The sequence below is a fragment of the Lachnoclostridium phytofermentans genome (assembly GCF_000733755.1).
Lineage (GTDB): Bacteria > Bacillota > Clostridia > Lachnospirales > Lachnospiraceae > Lachnoclostridium > Lachnoclostridium phytofermentans_A.
Map to the genome: position 1 here is coordinate 125,281 of NZ_JPOF01000003.1, position 17,279 is coordinate 142,559.

General features: G+C 34.7%; 15 protein-coding genes. 3 read left to right on the forward strand and 12 right to left on the reverse strand.

The window, feature by feature from the left end; translation table 11 throughout:
• Positions 1-21: 21 nt before the first annotated feature.
• Entirely contained in the window at positions 22-1,551 is a 1,530-nt protein-coding gene (locus tag CC92_RS0106035; RefSeq protein ID WP_051650805.1) for a putative polysaccharide biosynthesis protein, read from the forward strand.
• 733 nt (positions 1,552-2,284) lie between these two features.
• On the opposite strand, the gene CC92_RS0106040 is transcribed toward CC92_RS0106035, so the two are convergent.
• From CC92_RS0106040 to CC92_RS0106050, 4 genes are all read right to left on the reverse strand, one after another.
• Positions 2,285-4,063, reverse strand: coding sequence for a hypothetical protein (locus tag CC92_RS0106040; RefSeq protein WP_029503866.1), 1,779 nt, complete (start codon positions 4,061-4,063; stop codon positions 2,285-2,287).
• Positions 4,064-4,394: 331 nt separating this feature from the next.
• On the reverse strand, positions 4,395-4,661 hold the full coding sequence (locus tag CC92_RS22470) for a hypothetical protein (protein WP_155998408.1): 267 nt from the start codon (positions 4,659-4,661) through the stop codon (positions 4,395-4,397).
• Positions 4,621-4,836 carry a hypothetical protein gene (locus tag CC92_RS0106045; RefSeq protein WP_029503865.1) on the reverse strand — a complete coding sequence of 72 codons (216 nt, stop codon included), beginning with the start codon at positions 4,834-4,836 and terminating at the stop codon, positions 4,621-4,623. Before CC92_RS0106045 ends, CC92_RS22470 begins: the two co-directional genes overlap by 41 nt.
• 408 nt (positions 4,837-5,244) lie before the next feature.
• Complete coding sequence (locus tag CC92_RS0106050; protein WP_029503864.1) at positions 5,245-6,033, reverse strand: AraC family transcriptional regulator; 789 nt, start codon at positions 6,031-6,033, stop codon at positions 5,245-5,247.
• Between the two features lie 161 nt (positions 6,034-6,194).
• On the opposite strand from CC92_RS0106050, the gene CC92_RS0106055 reads away from it, so the two are divergent.
• Positions 6,195-7,853 (forward strand): glycoside hydrolase family 2 protein, encoded by a 1,659-nt coding sequence (locus CC92_RS0106055; protein WP_029503862.1) that lies wholly within the window; start codon positions 6,195-6,197, stop codon positions 7,851-7,853.
• 292 nt (positions 7,854-8,145) lie between these two features.
• Here the strand turns inward: CC92_RS0106055 and CC92_RS0106060 are convergent, their stop codons facing one another.
• From CC92_RS0106060 to CC92_RS0106080, 5 genes are all read right to left on the reverse strand, one after another.
• Entirely contained in the window at positions 8,146-9,414 is a 1,269-nt protein-coding gene (locus CC92_RS0106060) for a cytochrome P450 (protein ID WP_029503861.1), read from the reverse strand.
• Positions 9,415-9,709: 295 nt separating this feature from the next.
• On the reverse strand, positions 9,710-10,045 hold the full coding sequence (locus CC92_RS0106065; RefSeq protein ID WP_420358858.1) for a DUF2809 domain-containing protein: 336 nt from the start codon (positions 10,043-10,045) through the stop codon (positions 9,710-9,712).
• 55 nt (positions 10,046-10,100) lie between these two features.
• Complete coding sequence (locus CC92_RS0106070; protein ID WP_029503859.1) at positions 10,101-10,415, reverse strand: MmcQ/YjbR family DNA-binding protein; 315 nt, start codon at positions 10,413-10,415, stop codon at positions 10,101-10,103.
• Between the two features lie 205 nt (positions 10,416-10,620).
• Positions 10,621-11,286 (reverse strand): nitroreductase family protein, encoded by a 666-nt coding sequence (locus tag CC92_RS0106075; protein WP_029503858.1) that lies wholly within the window; start codon positions 11,284-11,286, stop codon positions 10,621-10,623.
• 19 nt (positions 11,287-11,305) lie between these two features.
• Positions 11,306-11,665, reverse strand: coding sequence for an ArsR/SmtB family transcription factor (locus tag CC92_RS0106080; RefSeq protein ID WP_029503856.1), 360 nt, complete (start codon positions 11,663-11,665; stop codon positions 11,306-11,308).
• Between the two features lie 526 nt (positions 11,666-12,191).
• On the opposite strand from CC92_RS0106080, the gene CC92_RS0106085 reads away from it, so the two are divergent.
• Positions 12,192-13,205, forward strand: a complete 1,014-nt coding sequence (locus CC92_RS0106085) for a right-handed parallel beta-helix repeat-containing protein (RefSeq protein ID WP_029503855.1) — start codon at positions 12,192-12,194, stop codon at positions 13,203-13,205.
• Positions 13,206-13,595: 390 nt separating this feature from the next.
• On the opposite strand, the gene CC92_RS0106090 is transcribed toward CC92_RS0106085, so the two are convergent.
• From CC92_RS0106090 to CC92_RS0106100, 3 genes are all read right to left on the reverse strand, one after another.
• Entirely contained in the window at positions 13,596-14,165 is a 570-nt protein-coding gene (locus tag CC92_RS0106090) for a YeeE/YedE thiosulfate transporter family protein (RefSeq protein WP_029503854.1), read from the reverse strand.
• On the reverse strand, positions 14,165-14,770 hold the full coding sequence (locus tag CC92_RS0106095) for a YeeE/YedE thiosulfate transporter family protein (RefSeq protein WP_034218449.1): 606 nt from the start codon (positions 14,768-14,770) through the stop codon (positions 14,165-14,167). The genes CC92_RS0106090 and CC92_RS0106095 overlap by 1 nt, the downstream gene beginning before the upstream one ends.
• A gap of 217 nt (positions 14,771-14,987) precedes the next feature.
• Positions 14,988-17,156, reverse strand: coding sequence for a DNA topoisomerase III (locus CC92_RS0106100; RefSeq protein ID WP_029503852.1), 2,169 nt, complete (start codon positions 17,154-17,156; stop codon positions 14,988-14,990).
• Between the last annotated feature and the right edge of the window lie 123 nt (positions 17,157-17,279).

Sequence of the window (17,279 nt, forward strand, 5' to 3'; positions counted from 1 at the left end):
ATCCCAAAGGAGACTGTACGCATGAGTAAAAATACAATTATCAAAGGTACCCTGATTCTCACGGTTGCAGGGCTGCTTACCCGGCTGATTGGATTTTTTTATAAAATCTTTCTATCAAAAGCTTTGGGTGCGGAAATCCTTGGACTATATCAATTAATCTTTCCCGTTTATGGAATATGCTACACCATTTACGCCTCCGGTATTCAGACAGCCATTTCAAAACTCGTCGCAGAAGAAGCAACGAAAAGTAGCACGAAGGGTGCCAAACGAGTATTAAAGACTGGGATCTTATTATCGGTTACCATAGCAATTATCCTCTCCATCCTCATCTTTCATTCAAGTGATCTTATCGCTACCAAACTTTTGCTTCATGCAGAGAGTGCACCATCCCTTCGCATTCTCGCTTATGTCTTTCCGTTCTGTGGCATCACTGCCTGTATTAACGGATATTACTACGGACTAAAAAAAGCCGGTGTTCCTGCTTTAACACAGTTGGTAGAACAAATCATCCGAGTAGCATTCGTCTATGTTGTAGCACTCTATTTTGGCGGAGGAGAAATAAAAGCTACTTGTGAACTTGCTGTTGCTGGTATTGTTGTTGGTGAAATTGCTTCTAATATTTTCAATTTAATTTCTCTTACAGTACATAAAAATGAGCCAAAACCTTCGAAAGGAGAACAGAAACAATATCAAAGCCGTTTTCTTCGCGCTCTTGTAAACATGAGTGTTCCCCTCACAGCAAATCGACTTTTTATCAGTGTGTTACATAGCTTTGAAGCAATAATAATTCCTGCCATGCTCCAAAAGTCAGGATTATCCGCTTCCGAATCTTTGAGCTTATTTGGTATCTTAAATGGTATGGCAATTCCATTCTTGCTGTTCCCATCGACGATAACAAATTCATTATCCGTCTTACTACTTCCAGCAATCTCAGAAGCTTCCGCAAAGCAGAATATGAAACTCATATCACGTACCGTCTCAGTCTCGATCAAATACAGCTTAATTCTAGGTATCTTTAGTACTGGATTTTTCCTGTTCTTTGGTTCACCTTTAGGTATGTCTGTGTTTCATATTGAGGAAGCTGGCACTTACTTAATGATATTAGCTTGGCTCTGTCCATTTCTCTATACTGCAACAACTCTGAGTAGTATTATCAACGGATTAGGAAAAGCTCACTTAACATTCCTTAATTCAGTCGTTGGCTTATCCTTTCGGATTATATTGCTTGCGCTTGTCATTCCAAAGTACGGAATCTATGGATATTTTATCAGTGTCCTTATCAGCCAATTGTTAATCACTGCACTTGATGTCTTTATTGTGGTGAAAAATATATCGTTTTCATTAGATGCTGTGAACTCCCTACTAAAGCCAAGTATCATTACCTTTTTTGCTACCTCTGTCATCCACCGTGTTTATTTATTCCTTCGAACGGTCTTACCGATTCCAGATATCGCCTTAATCATCATATGCGCATTTGCACTTACCATAATCACTATGTATTTACTAAAAGCAACAAAGGCAATTGAGATGGGAGAATGGAAAATCACATAAACATCTCTTCTATAGGGGTATATCATAAATGCTGGGATATGTAAATATTTAATTGCATATTCCAGTTTTTATATATGGATTGTTCCATCCTGTATACCCGTTGAGCCCCGATTTAAACAAGGCACTCAAAGCAAAGCATATCGAGACATCCATCTCCCTCAAATGAAAAATAAAGAGGAAAAACTCCATTCCTAGCACCACTTTATTCTTCACATCACCATAATATTGATATTTCCCCGCTGGTGTGTCACAAACTGCAACTGATATCACAGAGGAATGCGCGGCGAAATAATATAAGTAGTATCTTCCGTCAGGACCTTGGGTCACATCGGGTGCATAGAGATAATTTTTCTCTGTTTGATGAGAATGCTGATCTTTTATATAAATAACCCCCTCATATCTCTAATCCGACAAACCCTCCACCGGAGCTGACCAACAAACATAATCATTTTCACAATAAGTTACACCGTTGAACTTATCATGTTATTATTGTAACAACAAATTACTTAATTTAAAAGAATAAAGATAGCTATATTTCTTTCGAATTTATTTTGCATCGGGAGATTTTTGTAGTTAATGCAGCAATAAAAAAGCATACAAGAAAGAGAAAGAGTTCCTTATTCTTTGAAATTAAACGAATAAGGAACTCTTCTTTTCATGACAGAGAGGTGCCTACGAAGAATGCTTTCTCTTGTTTGAGTTAGATTAAAACGAAAAAGTATTCGATTACATCTCATGGCACTTTTATTTCTTCTACCTTTTCCTCAAGATGATTCCTTAGTCTTTCTTTTATGATTTCCTTCTTACAAACAGAACAGAGTGCATCCTCTAACAAATTCTGTGGTAATGTAAATACGTAATTTTTCGGACTTGTTACCATATCATCTGGAAACTTAGGGAATAAAAATCCCTGCCCTACCATAGTGTCATTATTTAACTTTGACATCCCACGTTTAAAGCAATCAAGATAGTTCCCATAGTGTACACAATATAGCTTATAAGTATTTCTTAATTCCCTCGGAATAACCTTGCTGGCATATTCATATAGTGCATTAACAGCTACCAATCGATCAAAATAGAACGAAACCGTATAATAATCCGTAATGCTTAATAAGAAAAATCGATTTTTTGTCTTTCCAATATAAGCTTCTATTCCGGTAAAAATTGCAGAGGACTCCGGTATGGACTGTCTAACCTCATCAAAATAGTTATCCATAATACTGTCAAATACAATTTCAACCGTAACTTTATCTTTCCTTACCTCTTTTAGTTTATCAAAACATACCACTAGTAAAATACCAAAAACCCTAGGAATTCCTTGTGAGCCACAGATTAGATGTTTAAAACTATCTTTGGAAAATAATAGTTCTACAAGGTAATTTGACAATCCATTTCGCTCTTCCTCCGTCATAACAATTCTTGGAGAAACAATCAAACCATTTGGCAGTTGAATAAATTCCTCGTGCTTCATTTCAAATAAAAAGAAGTTTAACATTGCATCTTTAAAGAATTGATATGCCTTTTCATTGTTATAATCAAACATACAATCAAAGTTAATGCTGTTATGCTTAAAGATATCCTGTGAAAGCTCAATTCCTTCTCGAAAACCGCCTTCTTGCCTCGTTTGCATACGATATTCCGACCAAACAGATGCTATCTTAACTACGATAATACTGGAACTAAAAAACAGTTGTTTCAATACTTGAGCTACTTTGGGCTGTATCGTAGTAGAGGTATCTCTATCGATCTGAGTAAACTCATCAATGCAGATATATAGAGTACGATATCCCATCGTCTTTAGAATCTTTTCAACATTTCTTCTAATCTCACTAATATCGATACGATAGACATATTGCTTATCCTTCGTTGTTTTAACCTCACGACCTGCTTTTTTCCCAAAGGAAAATCTCATAGAAAGAAGTCTTGATAATAAGTGATTCGATTGCGACTGTCCACTGGAATCTGCACTTAGGCTAAACTCAACTTCTTTGACATTGGTATGCTGCGAGCTTTCTGTCCCAGTCAACAATGTAATCTTTTTTTTACCTTCTTCGATCAGTTGAGCTAACTTTAAAATATCATCCTCAACCTGACCGAACTTCTTAGGCTTTGGACGTAATGTCTTTTCTTTCTGTGTAAATTCATTCATTAAAAAAGTCGTAAATTCTAATAGCATATTTTGAACGCAATATGCTATATTATCTTCTAATGCACCACTCACTATCTCAATACTATTTGGAATACACTCATCCAACCTAACATACCAGCAGGAGTCTGCCGGATGTTCTTCTTTCCTGACTTGATTGACATAATGGGTAAACGCTTTTAACGTTGTCGTCTTACCAGTACCCCTTCTCCCAAAGATGATCTGGCATTCCTTTTTCAAAAGTTCATCAAATACTTGTTTATTCGCGCAAACATAATAACACTGTTCAATGTTAAGTTGATTTGCATTCGAATAAATACTTTTTTTAATCCTTTGAATCACCTTTTCTCTGGAATACTTGCTCATACTCAACCTCCAATAATTATTCCCCCGATATCTTTCGTATGGCGTATTCCTAATCAACTTGTATTACCATAATTTTACTATTTTTTAGTGCTTGAGTCAATCCTATTTTCTGATACATTGTCCCTAAATCTCGAAATTGTTTTAATATCTTTCTTTTAGTATTATCATCAGCATTATTTTTCGTTTATTATGAAGATGTGTTCATATTAAGTGAAGTTCTTTATAGATTTGTAAATATTAGTTTGTCCTTCATAGGAATGATTCGATTTATAAAGCAAATGCACTGAATAACTTTTTCTCCCTTTTACTTTATGATAGCGAGTTCGCTTTTCTAAGTTATCGTCTCTATGATGTCACAGCGTATCTCTATCAATCTTTTTATAATATCTATTTCATCCTCGTTTGGATTATTAATGTCTATTCCTATTCCTCCACACAAACGTTTCCTCTGCCCAAGTACAACTGCTATTCCACCTTTGTGTGAGATGGAGCATCCAACACAATAATTTAAATTACGTAAGCAGTACCGCTGTACTTCAAGCTCCAATTGCTCCAACCTACTGTTCAACCGGAATACCGTAAACTTCCCAATTTTCATACATATCCTCAAGCATATTTTTCTTAAAACTGTAAAACTCTTTACAGCTATTTATAAGGTTCTGATCTTCTTTCTCTGTATTTTTTAATGAAACAGACAAAGGTGTTAATTGAATCTTATCAAGATAGACTTTTTCTAATGCTTTACATTCTTTATTATGATCAGTTTGATACATAGTCCCCCTTCCCCCACAAAATTTTATTAAGATACTCTTATTAATCTATATAAAATAACGCTTATACAATCTCAAACAGAAACACACAAGAATTTTATCTGCACTATCTAATGGAGAGGATATCACCTCTTTCACTCTTAACATTAGACTAAGCATAATTTCATAATAATATTAAAATGTCCACCACACCAGAAACGATAAGTTTTTGAAACCGGATAATCACATTTTACTTTATTCTTATTCATGGTTTCTCCTCTAACTTTAGTCTGTTCCTTAAGAAATTTTCTTCTATATATTACCATATTTCTTGTTTTCTGTAAATCTGCACCATATTACCAAACCCCATAAATCCTATTTTTATATTTTCTAACATTGTAACCTCGATTCTAGCGCAATAACGCTTTTTTATTAACATTTTATAAAACTATTTTTTCTATATTCTGAAGGTGTAACCCCAACTATACTTTTAAACTGCCTCATAAAATGTACCTCATTTTTGTATCCACATTCCTCGGCAACTTCTTTTATTGGCATGTTTGTTTTTGACAGAAGGTCTTTTGCGTAACTTATTTTACACTCAATCACATCCGAAAGACAGGAAATTCCGAATGTTTTTTTATATATCTTTTGCAGGTAGGTATTGCACATATTCATCCGGTCCGCTAACATATCCACCCGCCATTGCAGACCAGGATTACTATAGATTTCTTCCCGTAAGCGAACTAACTCAGCATAATGCGGATTGATGTATTTTTTTGAGTCACTGTTGCTTATCACTTCACTTAATTTCACAAACATCGTTTGTAATAGTAAACTCATTGTTATTTCTTTCTTAGTGTTGATTGAATAATATTCATTTGACATTAATCGTATCAGTTCACATACAAAAGTATCATCATAAATCTTTATGATGGTATTTAACGGAATCTGAAGTGAATTAAAATAATCAGTACCTATTTCGGTCCTAAAGTGAATCCAATCGTTTATGTAGTTATTACTATAAGAAGAATAATGCTGCGGATAATCTATGTCATAAATAATTGCGGAACTACTTTCTGCAACTATCTCTTTCCCGTCAATCACAAATAAGGCAGGTGTTTTTATCAATAAAAACAGGTAGAAAGGATAACCATTCGGTCTTGATACTTTAAAATCTTTCTCATGAGTGCCGTTGCTTCCGATTCTTATTATTTCCATATGTATTCTCCTCCAGGCTAGGATATATCAGTTATTGACTATGATATATTATTGCTATTATTACTGTCAACCTCTTATAATATTGTTTATCAGAGTCTGATTTTTGCACCGTAATTTGTAAGAACAACAGATAACCATGTTTTCAGAGAGGAGATTAATTTATGATTCGATTGTTTGAACAGCATCAGATCCGAAAAATTAAGGAACTGGATGGTATGTGGGAGTTCTCTCCTGAGGGTGATATCACTAAGTATCAATTACCAGTCCCTGGTTGTTGGGAACAACATCCTAATTTTAGCACCTATCGTGGAAAGGGAACCTACCGCAAAACAATAGTGATTACCGAATCAAGCACCTTAAGACTTGAGTTTAAAGGGATAAGCCATACAGCGATTGTTTATTTTGATGGCGAACTTGTCGCAAAGCATTATAATGCTTATACACCTTTTAGTACCATCATAAAACAAGTGGAGAAGGGTACACATGAAATCAAAGTACTAGTTGATAACAGCTTTGGAGAACATTCCGCATTACATATACCAAATGACTATTATACCTATGGAGGTATCACAAGGCCTGTATCTCTAGCATGTATCTCTGATACCTATATAAAACAAATTAGGTTTACTCCATCCTTGGAAGACGGGCTATGGTATGGTCAATTAGATGTTACTATTCATAATACCTCAAAAAATGTAGCAACATTTAATTTGGTTAGCACGTTAGATCATTATGAGATGACTTTTCCCGACGTAGAAGTTTTAGGAGATAGTGAAACTACGGTATCCTTAAAGCAAAAATTTCCTGATATCACTCCTTGGTCTCATAAAAATCCTAAACTTTATTCCTTACATACTATCCTTTCTTCTGGTGATATATCAATTGATGATCTTATCGAAAGAGTAGGATTTCGGACTGTAAACATTATAGGTACAAAATTACAAGTAAATGGGGAAACTGTTTTTCTAAAAGGATTTAACCGTCATGAAGACTATGCAACTGTCGGATGTGCAATTCCTCTTACTTTGATGGTTCATGATATGGACCTTATGCAAGACATGGGCGTAAACGCACTAAGAACATGCCACTATCCAAACGATGAGATTTTCCTAGATTTATGCGATGAACGCGGTATTCTTGTGTGGGAAGAAAATCATGCGAGAGGGCTATTATTAGAAGACATGCAAAATCCTAACTTTGATAGACAATGCGAGGACTGTAATCGAGAAATGGTTGAAAATCACTACAATCATCCTTGTATTATCCTCTGGGGTATCTTAAATGAGTGTGCCAGTGAAACGCAAGAAGGCAGAATGAAATATCAGATACAATATGATCAAATTAGAAGCATGGATACATCACGTCCTACTACCTCCGCAACTTGCAGACATTTTACTGATATAAGCCTTGATTTACCTGATATTGTTTCCTTTAATATGTATTCTGGTTGGTATAAGGATGTTCCAGTGAAAGAACGAAATGAGGAAGAAATTGAATGGATTAGAAACTCTGGTGGCGATGGTAAGCCAATCATTGTCAGCGAGGTGGGTGCTGCTGCCATCTATGGATATCGAGATCGTACCAGATGCAAATGGAGCGAAGAAAGGCAGGCAGACATTATCGAAGAAAATTTAAAAGTTTATATGAACGATGAACATATCATTGGTGTCTTTATCTGGCAGTTTGCTGATTGCAGAGTTACGGAAGAAGGGCCTTGGTTTGCAACAAGAGCGAGATGCCATAATAATAAAGGTGTTGTGGATGAATATCGTAGACCTAAAATTGCTTATGATATCGTAAAAAAAATATTCAATTCCTAAAGAAATCAAGTATGACGTACAAGGGACTTTATCCTATGAGATTGCACTTACACTGTTTGTAAAAGAGAAACGACGGCTTTGATTATAAAATTTAGCCGTCGTTTCTCTTTATTGCCTTTTTGTTTATCTCTATTCTCTTTCAATTCACTTCTATTGTCTATTTGTTATATCTCTATTCTCTTTCAATTCACTTCTATTGTCTATTTGTTATATCTCTATTCTCTTTTAATATGAAGATATTTTTATCATGCTTGTTTGATATATTTTCTTCATCCCTTATCGAAAAACATTCTTACTTAGGCGTACGAGTTTTAATATGTCTCATAATGAAACCACTTTCAGGCAACGATGGAATTTTTACCAGACTATAGTACAAGTCTTGATTTGGGATCTTAAACTCTATTTTATTTACCAGAAAATTAAGGCTTACCTTCATCAGTTCTATCGTAACCCCTTCTCCCGGACATCTATGTCCCTTGGAAGGATCCCCTCCGCCTTGAGGGACAAAATCAAATATATGCTCTTTCTTATCAGAAAAACGCTCTGGTCTGAATTTATAAGGATCTTTCCAAATCCGCGAATCATGGTTTGTACCATAAACATCAAGTATTACAAGCGTACCCTTTTTGAAACTGTATCCATTCCACATAAAATTCTTCCTTGTAATCGCACCTAGAAAAGGGGTGAACGGATAGTAACGCCTTACTTCCTGAACAAACATTTCACGCATACTTTCATTGCCGGATCGTAATATTTTTACATATTCTTTGTGTTCATATAATGCGAAAGCAGTAAAGGTTATGAACGTTGAAATTGCAACGATTGGACGTAAAACATTGATAAGTTCTACTGCAGCCATCTGAGTATTCAGTAGTTTTCCATCGAAATCCTTATAGTAAGCCACCTGATGAAGTGCCGAATTTCTTCCGGCTTTTAGTTTACCAGACCTGGTTCCTTCTATCATACCTCTTATCCACTTTTCTGTCCTTCTTCTTGCTTTTTTCCCTCTCCAATACTCCGGACCAACTGCACTTAACGTATTCACCATTGTACTAAAATCTTTGGAGCGATAATTAATTTCAGAGTTTGACAATGGTACCCCAGCCCATTCACATACTGACTGGCACAAAATACGGTTTACTTCATCATAGAGTACGATAACCTTCCCTACTCTCTCCCACCTTTCAATTGCCTCTTGCCATTTTTTCGTTGTAATCTTTGTTAGCCTATCTTGCTGTTCCTGATTTAGGATGGACATGAAAAGTTCCTTTCTGTGAAGATGCTTCCGACCGTCCATCGTTTGAATTGCATTTTCTCCAAAAAGTGTTTTCTGTACTCTCTTTGGTAAAGCTCCTTTTCGTTTCATTAAATAGGAATTGTAAAAAAGCTTTGACGCTTCTTTCCCACTGATACAAATAGCTCTTTTCCCGAGTAAACGTGTTTCAAATAAATCAGCGGAATACCGTTCCAGCCTGTTTTGGATAAATAGATATCCTTCTTTTAATAAAGTGAGTGTATTATCAATGCATTTATCACGTGGAATCTGTTTTCTCTCTATCATCTTCGTTTTCTACTCCTATCAAATTTTCTTCAATAATGCTTTCATGAAGATAACATAGGCATACATTTCTTTTTTGATTCCTTGTTACTTAGCCATATGTTGATAGGTTAATAATTCCACCATATTTATAAATTATTCATATTATAGAAGGAGTCTCATCGATTGCTAGGTATTAAGCTGTTATGCAATATATTTTATTTATTTTTATCAAATATAATTAAGCAAGGACTATGAATTTAGCCTTAACATCCTTCTGTGATTTTAATCTAACCGTTTATACCTTACCGTTTATACCTTACCGTCTATATCTTACCCTCCACTCATAGACTCCTAAGATTGCACACCCAACTCCATAACACAAAATATCCTTCCAATCAAAGGTTGAACCAAGAATGATTCGAAAGAATGAATTGTTCTGCAATCCTAACACCTGTACCAGTTTAAAATATTGTAAAACCTCCACTCCTACTGCAAAGATAAATAGATATAATGGTAGTAGGGCGTATTTTACTGGGATTATAATACGTATTGCAGTGTAAAGAACGATAACAACCAACACATCTCCAAGATATGGGCGCACAAAGTTATCATGTATAAACAATGCAATCAGAACCTCAACAAATAGCAATATGATACATGCCACTGTATATTTTATTCTATAGTTTCTTTTTTCGTCCTTTTGTAAGCTAATAGCTCTCCTCTATCATACTTTTTATATCATCTTTCGGAACGGTTCCATCTAAAATAATGGAATTCCAGTGTTCTTTGTTCAAATGGTAGGCTGGAACTACCGATGTGTATACAGTTCGAAAGAAGTCCCTTGATTCTGGGTTGCATTTTACATTAATCCAAATCAAGCCGTCCTTTTCATAGATCCATGCAAATACTTTTTCATTTTCCTTATGCCGCATTACAGTCCAGTTCGTATCGTGGAAGGGGTAGTCTTCGTAGACGTCTTTAAGGCATAAGCAGTAATCAATTATATCGGAGCGTAGTTTCATTTTGGATGGCTGACCTTTCACTGTTTTAAATTAAAATATACATATTATGTACTATTATATAGAGGTTCTTTTATAAAAAAATAACCTACAATATAGAATGGAACAAGTTATCCTATTATACTATACTGTAGGTAGACATATCAAATTTTATCTTATTTATTTCCAGCGGCTTGCTTGCACTCTTTTATAAATTAATCATCTTCTTTTATTCCCAATGAAAGTTTTTGGTGCCTGCTCCTATCTCAAAGTGGTATTTCACGATTCCTAAGTCTATCTTACTATAAAATCCAATACCAGCCTTCGTAGATACTTTATCCCCATTAAGTAAAAACAAAAACTTCTGTTGGTTCATCGCAGTCGGTGCAAGTAATGCCGCATTAACGCCATTTTGAAACCACTCAGGAGTCTCACCTTTTACTTTCATTACAGCTTCTTTCTCTTTTGATTTATGAGGATTTCCCTGTGTTTTTCCATATCCAATAGCAATCACAAGGCACAATTTTTCCCCTGGGTTAACCACAAATGCAGTCTTAATCTTTTTGTATGTCATAGCTACCCAACAAGTATTAAGACCTAGTTGCTGAGCTTTTAATACAACTTTCTCACCATAGTATCCACATTTTTCATCCAACTCACTGCTTTTCTTCCCGACAATCGCGATATAATTTCTAACACCAGTGAACTTACCATAGTGTGCCATCAATCCATCAAATCCCTTGGGTTCATCCACAACAAGTTGCATATTCAGTCCACTTTCTTTGTTACAACTCTGAATATATGACATTAATTCTGTCTTCACCTCATCATCAATAGATTTGTCCGTATATGCACGAACAGAGTGTCTCTGTTCTATTGCTTGTAATAATTCCATATAAAATTCCTCCCTTGATTCAATCATATTCTCCACTTCTATCTGGAACATTTTTCATGATTTTCTTTATATCAGAAAAGAGCGTTATCATTTTTTCAATCTCACATTCTTCTGGATCTAAGTAATAAAAGATTAAGGTACCTTCTTTACGTGCTTTTACAATTCCTGTATCCTTTAATATTTGCATATGGTGAGATACCGCTGGTCTTGATAAATTCGTTTTCTCTGCAATATCAACAACTCTACTTCCACTGCATTCTCCACTAAGCATAATACAAAGTAAATGCTGCCTTGTTTCATCACCAAGTGCTGTGAGTACCTTTTGACACGATTTGAACTCTTCTTGCAACCTTTCAATATCATAAATTGTATTCGCCATACTAATACTCCAATCTGTTTAAACTCTTGAACACTTGGTATTATAACATATAATTTTCATCATATTTAATCCGTAAAGAAAATCAAGATGCTTATCTTACCGTGTATTCAAAGATGTCTTTCATTCAATAGAAAATTATTCAGTATAGATGATGTTTTTCAATCCTCATTGCTGATTCACAGGTACGTATCCTCTTCTCTTATCCTAAGGATAAACAATCACTTATGTAAGAGTCAAAAAAGAGCTTAGATAAGTAATCCATTTACAAAATACATGTTATATATCAACTAGGAGATTTACAAATTTTAGCGTACTATTTGTAAAAATAATGTATATTTTGTATGTTTCTATTTATTGTAAACGCTTACAATATATGTTAAAATGAGAATGACAAAAAATAAGACTAGTTAGTTTATATTATAAAAAAGGAGGGTTGATTTCAAACGAAAGATAATACCGAGTCAAAGCTTAGAGCATGATACCTTTAATTATTCACAGACAAATAATAAAATAAAGGGGAATTATAATGGCAAAAATATTGAAAAAAGTAAGTTTATTGCTTGTTTGTGTAATGTTTGTTGGTTTATTTCACTCTGTTCCTGCAAAGGCAGCAACTACATATTATTATGTTTCAACAACAGGTAGCGACTCAAATAATGGCACTACGAAGTCAACAGCTTTTAAAACTCTTACAAAAGCTTTAACGAAAGCTAGTGCGGGAACAACAATTTTTGTTTTAAATGGAACTTACAGTTATTCTACGACATTTAAACTAACTAGTAATGGAACGGCATCTGAACCAATAAAAATATTAAACTATAGCGGACATAGTCCTGTGATTGATTTCTCTAGCCAAGCATATGCAGATAGTTCTAGAGGTTTTCAAATATCAGGTAATTATTGGATTATCGCTGGTTTAACGATAACTGGTGCAGGGGATAACGGAATACATATCAGTGGAAACAATAACCGAGTGCAAGATTGTTTTATCACCAAGTGCGGAGATACTGGTTTACAGATCAGTAATGGTGGATCTTATAATTCAATAACTCGCGTGACTTCCACTTACAATTATGATAGTAAAACGAATGGTGAGAATGCGGATGGTTTTGCAGCGAAATTAAGTATCGGACCTGGAAATGTTTTTACTTCCTGCAAAGCATACAATAATTCCGACGATGGATTTGACTTTTATGACGCCAAAAACATCGTTAAGGTATATGACAGTGAAGCATCCTATAGCGGAGTAGGATCTGGTAATGGAAACGGTTTTAAAGTTGGTGGAAATTACTCAGCGGATAATCATTATCTTGAAAATTGTACTGCCACAGGAAATCGTTCTAGAGGTTTTGACCAAAATAACAATACAGGTTATATTACCTTAGTAAATTGTACTGGAACTAAAAACAACGTAAACTTCTATTTCCCAACAGCACCAGCTTCTGGAAAACATAAATTTACTGGTTGTATCTCTTCTGGTGGGGCAAGCAAGGATAAAATTGTAGGAGCTACTGTTACAAACTGTTCTTTTTATCAGTAGTTATAATACTATTTAATCCGTTTTGACGTATTAAGTTTTGAATCGGAGAAAGCTTGATTTTAAGGAATTTTTATACCTTAGTAATATTTTTATTAACGTAGAGTACTTAGTATCAAATTTTAATTATCAGGGGTTTTAATGTGAATAATTAAGGGGAAAGCCGCTGTATGTGACCATGTGGATCACATACAGCGGCTTTGAAATTCTCAGTTTTGGTAAAAACATCGAATTATATAACTTAACGTTTGTCCCATTTTAGTAAACGAACATTGCCATTAGATCCTTCCCTAAGGCACACTACAGATTTTCACTTTTAGATTACACCTTTCTAAGAATACAAAAATAATGCGTACAAATAGCTATACTCCTATTTGTACGCACATTAAATTATTAATTCACTTTATTCTTTCTTCCTCTTAGTGGAATCGCATAGGCTACTACCATCAATAAAATTCCTACAATTAACAATCCAAGATATCCGATTTCAAATACCGAAGGGAACTTATCTGATATATTAAAAAGTGTTAATTTGCCTAAGTCCATTGCTTTAAATAATCCTGTGTTCTTCCAGAAACCATATGTCAATGAAAATGCAAATGCTCCTACAAGTCCACCGATTACCGCAGCAATCGCTTTACGAATTCCATTTGTGCCGGTTGCGGCAACACAGGTCCCTGGGCAAGTACCTACGGAGCCAAAACCAAATCCAAAGATTAGACCACCAACCACAACGCCAAGATGGGTAGATTTAATACTTAAATGTGAGATATTGAATATTCCAAGAGCAATTGCTATGGATAATAATACGCTGGAAAATCCAATACCAAATACAATAATCTTCATTAATGATAAATCTTGTAAACGAAGCATCGACAATAGCTTTTTAGGGTTTGATGCACCTACCAGATACAAAGCAAATCCGAAAAGTCCTCCTAAAATAATTGCAAGTAAGATTTCCATTACTTTGCACCTCCTTTTGAATTATGTCTCATTCCTATAATAATTGCAGTTGGTATAGCTACTGCAAACACAGCCGCTGCAAAGATATATCCACTCACCGATCCTTGCATTATTCCACTCATCATATGGCCACTGGTACATCCATCTGCCATACGTGCACCATATAGAAGTAAAAAACCTCCTATAAAACTTGGTAAATAGAGCTTTGCTAAATTCTGTTTCTGTTTTGGTAGTTTAGGTATTTCTGGTATTTCATGCAGCTCTAAGGTATCATCCAACTCTTTTTTATTGCGTTTTTTCGTTACCATATAGGCAATATAAGCGCCAACTGGAATTGCTAATACGAATATAAAATCATAATTCAGTGGATTTTTTATATCCTTAGCTAATTTACCTTCACTCTTATCATAATAAGCATTACTGCTTCTATATCCTGACTCTCTAGAATTATCTTCCGAAATCACGTCTGGATCTATCGTAGAATGGACTATTCCTGATAGAACTGAAAACTGTGTAGATACTCCAACAGGTTTTACAATTAATGCTGCAAGGAAGAACACTGTTCCTAAAACAAGTGCCTTCGCTATCCAATTTTTCGATTTCATCTCAACACCCCTTTATATTTGATAAGTTTATTATAGAGGGTTAGATTTATTTTATCTGTAACCTAGTTACCGTGTTTCTTTTGTGAAGTACGCGAGAAAATGAAAGCTACAAAAAAACCTCCCAGTGCCAGTCATTTAAAAAGAACACCAGGAGGTATTAATAGACTTTTAAATTTTAAAATGGTAAAGGAAAAAATCAAATCTATAAAAGATTCTTTTACAATTTTATTTTTGCAAAAGCTTCTGCGAATGCATTATTTAATGGCTCACTTGCTTCTTTCTTTTGTTTATCCAAATACTTAGCAACGTCTTTCTTATTAACTCCAGCACCTTCTTTTTTACGTCTTTCCGTAAATGCTGAAAGTTTCTCCTTGTATCCACAAGAACAGCTAAATATCTGGCTTTCCCCTTTTCCTCTAAGCCCCATCTTTTTATGACAGATAGGACATCTTGCATTACTAGTTCTCTCTATTGTTTCCCTATGTCCACATTCACGGTCCTGGCAGACTAGCATCTTGCTGTTTTTGCCATTTACTAATAACATTCTCTTACCGCATTCTGGGCATTTGGTATTGGTTAAATTATCATGACGGAACTTACCAGCACCTTCTTTGATTTCTTCAATAATCTCTTTTGTATAATCGACCATATCATTCATTAAAACTTGTTTTTTTAGATTTCCTTTTGCTATTTGGGATAATTTCATCTCAAGCTTTGCAGTTAATTCTGGTTTCTTTAGATCCTCTGGTACTAGTTCTAATAACTGTTTTCCCTTGGAAGTAACGAAAATATCCTTTCCACGTTTCTCCATTAAAAAAGATTTGAAAAGTTTTTCAATGATATCAGCACGGGTAGCAACCGTTCCTAGTCCACCGGTTTCTCCTAATGTTTTTACCATATCCTTTTCTTTGTCTTCTAAAAAGTTTATTGGATTTTCCATAGCAGATAATAAACTTGCTTCATTAAAAGGCGCAGGAGGTTTTGTCTTGCCCTCAGTGATAGAGAATTGGATGTTTTTTAATACTTCATCCTTGTTTAACTTTGGTAAAGATTCTTCTTCTGTTTCCTCATCATTTGAATTTGCATACACTTCTTTATATCCTAATGACTTTATTACCTTACCTTTTAGGGTGAATTCTTCATTTTCCACTTGTACTTTTATTGAAGCTTCTTCATATTCACAAGGTGGAAATAATACTGATAAGAACCTTTTTACTACCAAATCATACACTTTTCTCTCATCTAAACTCATATTATCTAGTTGAACATATTGTTCCGTTGGAATAATAGCATGATGGTCACTAACTTTTTTATTGTCTACAAAGGTTGAATTCGTAGTGATTGGTTTTCTTGCTAAGGTACTTGCTAATTTTTTATAAGGTCCAATATTAATAGCTTCCAGTCGCTCCTTTAGAGTTCCAACGATATCTGTACTTAGGTATCTTGAATCCGTCCTTGGGTAGGTTAATACTTTATGATTTTCATATAAACGTTGCATAATATTTAAAGTTTCTTTTGCTGAAAAATCAAAACGCATATTTGCTTCTCTTTGAAGCTCAGTTAGATCATATAACCCAGGGGAGTAGGACTTTTTCATTGTTGATTTTACTTCTGTAACAATACCATTCTTTCCTGTTACAGCTTTTAATACTTCTTCAATTTTTTCTTTTTCATAAGTGACATGACTACCAGATTTCTTGTCTTTCCATGTAATCGTCATTCCATTCACTCTACCAATTAACCCATAATAAGGAACAGGTTTAAAACTTCTTATTTCTTCTTCCCTTTTAGCAATCATTGCGAGAGTAGGTGTTTGAACCCTACCACAAGAAAGACTTGCGTTATATTTTGCAGTAAGAGCTCTTGTAGCATTCATTCCAACGATCCAGTCTGATTCCGCCCTAGCTACTGCTGCTTGATAAAGATTTTCATACTCTTTTCCATCCTTTAGGTGCGCAAACCCTTCTTTGATTGCTTTATCTGTTACAGAAGAAATCCATAATCTCTTTACTGGTTTTTTATTATTTGCCTTTTCAAGTATCCATCTTGCAACTAATTCACCTTCACGACCTGCATCGGTCGCTATAATAATTTCTGATACATCTTTCCTGTTTATCTGTATCTTAACCACTTGATATTGTTTCCCAGTTTGCTTCATAACAACTAATTCAAACTTCTTAGGAAGCATAGGTAGATGCTCCATTTTCCATTCCTTATATTTTTCATCATAAGCTTCAGGATCTGCTAAAGTAACTAGATGACCTAGCCCCCAGGTGACAATATAACGTTCCCCTTCGATTGCTCCATTTATATTCTTTGTACATTTTAGTACTTTTGCTATATCTCTACCAACTGAGGGCTTCTCAGCAATTACTAATGATTTCATATTATCACCATTGCATGTGAAAGAAACACATGGTGGTACCCTTTCTAAATTTATATTTTCATTACGTCCAATCTGTCTATTTAACTTTTCAGGTTATGCTATCATGATATTATATAACATTAA

Excerpts from the sequence above, each read along its gene's own strand:
- CC92_RS0106035 (WP_051650805.1), top strand. The coding sequence starts at position 22 with ATGAGTAAAAATACAATTATCAAAGGTACCCTGATTCTCACGGTTGCA.
- CC92_RS0106040 (WP_029503866.1), bottom strand. The coding sequence starts at position 4,063 with ATGAGCAAGTATTCCAGAGAAAAGGTGATTCAAAGGATTAAAAAAAGT.
- CC92_RS22470 (WP_155998408.1), bottom strand. The coding sequence starts at position 4,661 with ATGAAAATTGGGAAGTTTACGGTATTCCGGTTGAACAGTAGGTTGGAG.
- CC92_RS0106045 (WP_029503865.1), bottom strand. The coding sequence starts at position 4,836 with ATGTATCAAACTGATCATAATAAAGAATGTAAAGCATTAGAAAAAGTC.
- CC92_RS0106050 (WP_029503864.1), bottom strand. The coding sequence starts at position 6,033 with ATGGAAATAATAAGAATCGGAAGCAACGGCACTCATGAGAAAGATTTT.
- CC92_RS0106055 (WP_029503862.1), top strand. The coding sequence starts at position 6,195 with ATGATTCGATTGTTTGAACAGCATCAGATCCGAAAAATTAAGGAACTG.
- CC92_RS0106060 (WP_029503861.1), bottom strand. The coding sequence starts at position 9,414 with ATGATAGAGAGAAAACAGATTCCACGTGATAAATGCATTGATAATACA.
- CC92_RS0106070 (WP_029503859.1), bottom strand. The coding sequence starts at position 10,415 with ATGAAACTACGCTCCGATATAATTGATTACTGCTTATGCCTTAAAGAC.
- CC92_RS0106075 (WP_029503858.1), bottom strand. The coding sequence starts at position 11,286 with ATGGAATTATTACAAGCAATAGAACAGAGACACTCTGTTCGTGCATAT.
- CC92_RS0106080 (WP_029503856.1), bottom strand. The coding sequence starts at position 11,665 with ATGGCGAATACAATTTATGATATTGAAAGGTTGCAAGAAGAGTTCAAA.
- CC92_RS0106085 (WP_029503855.1), top strand. The coding sequence starts at position 12,192 with ATGGCAAAAATATTGAAAAAAGTAAGTTTATTGCTTGTTTGTGTAATG.
- CC92_RS0106090 (WP_029503854.1), bottom strand. The coding sequence starts at position 14,165 with ATGGAAATCTTACTTGCAATTATTTTAGGAGGACTTTTCGGATTTGCT.
- CC92_RS0106095 (WP_034218449.1), bottom strand. The coding sequence starts at position 14,770 with ATGAAATCGAAAAATTGGATAGCGAAGGCACTTGTTTTAGGAACAGTG.
- CC92_RS0106100 (WP_029503852.1), bottom strand. The coding sequence starts at position 17,156 with ATGAAATCATTAGTAATTGCTGAGAAGCCCTCAGTTGGTAGAGATATA.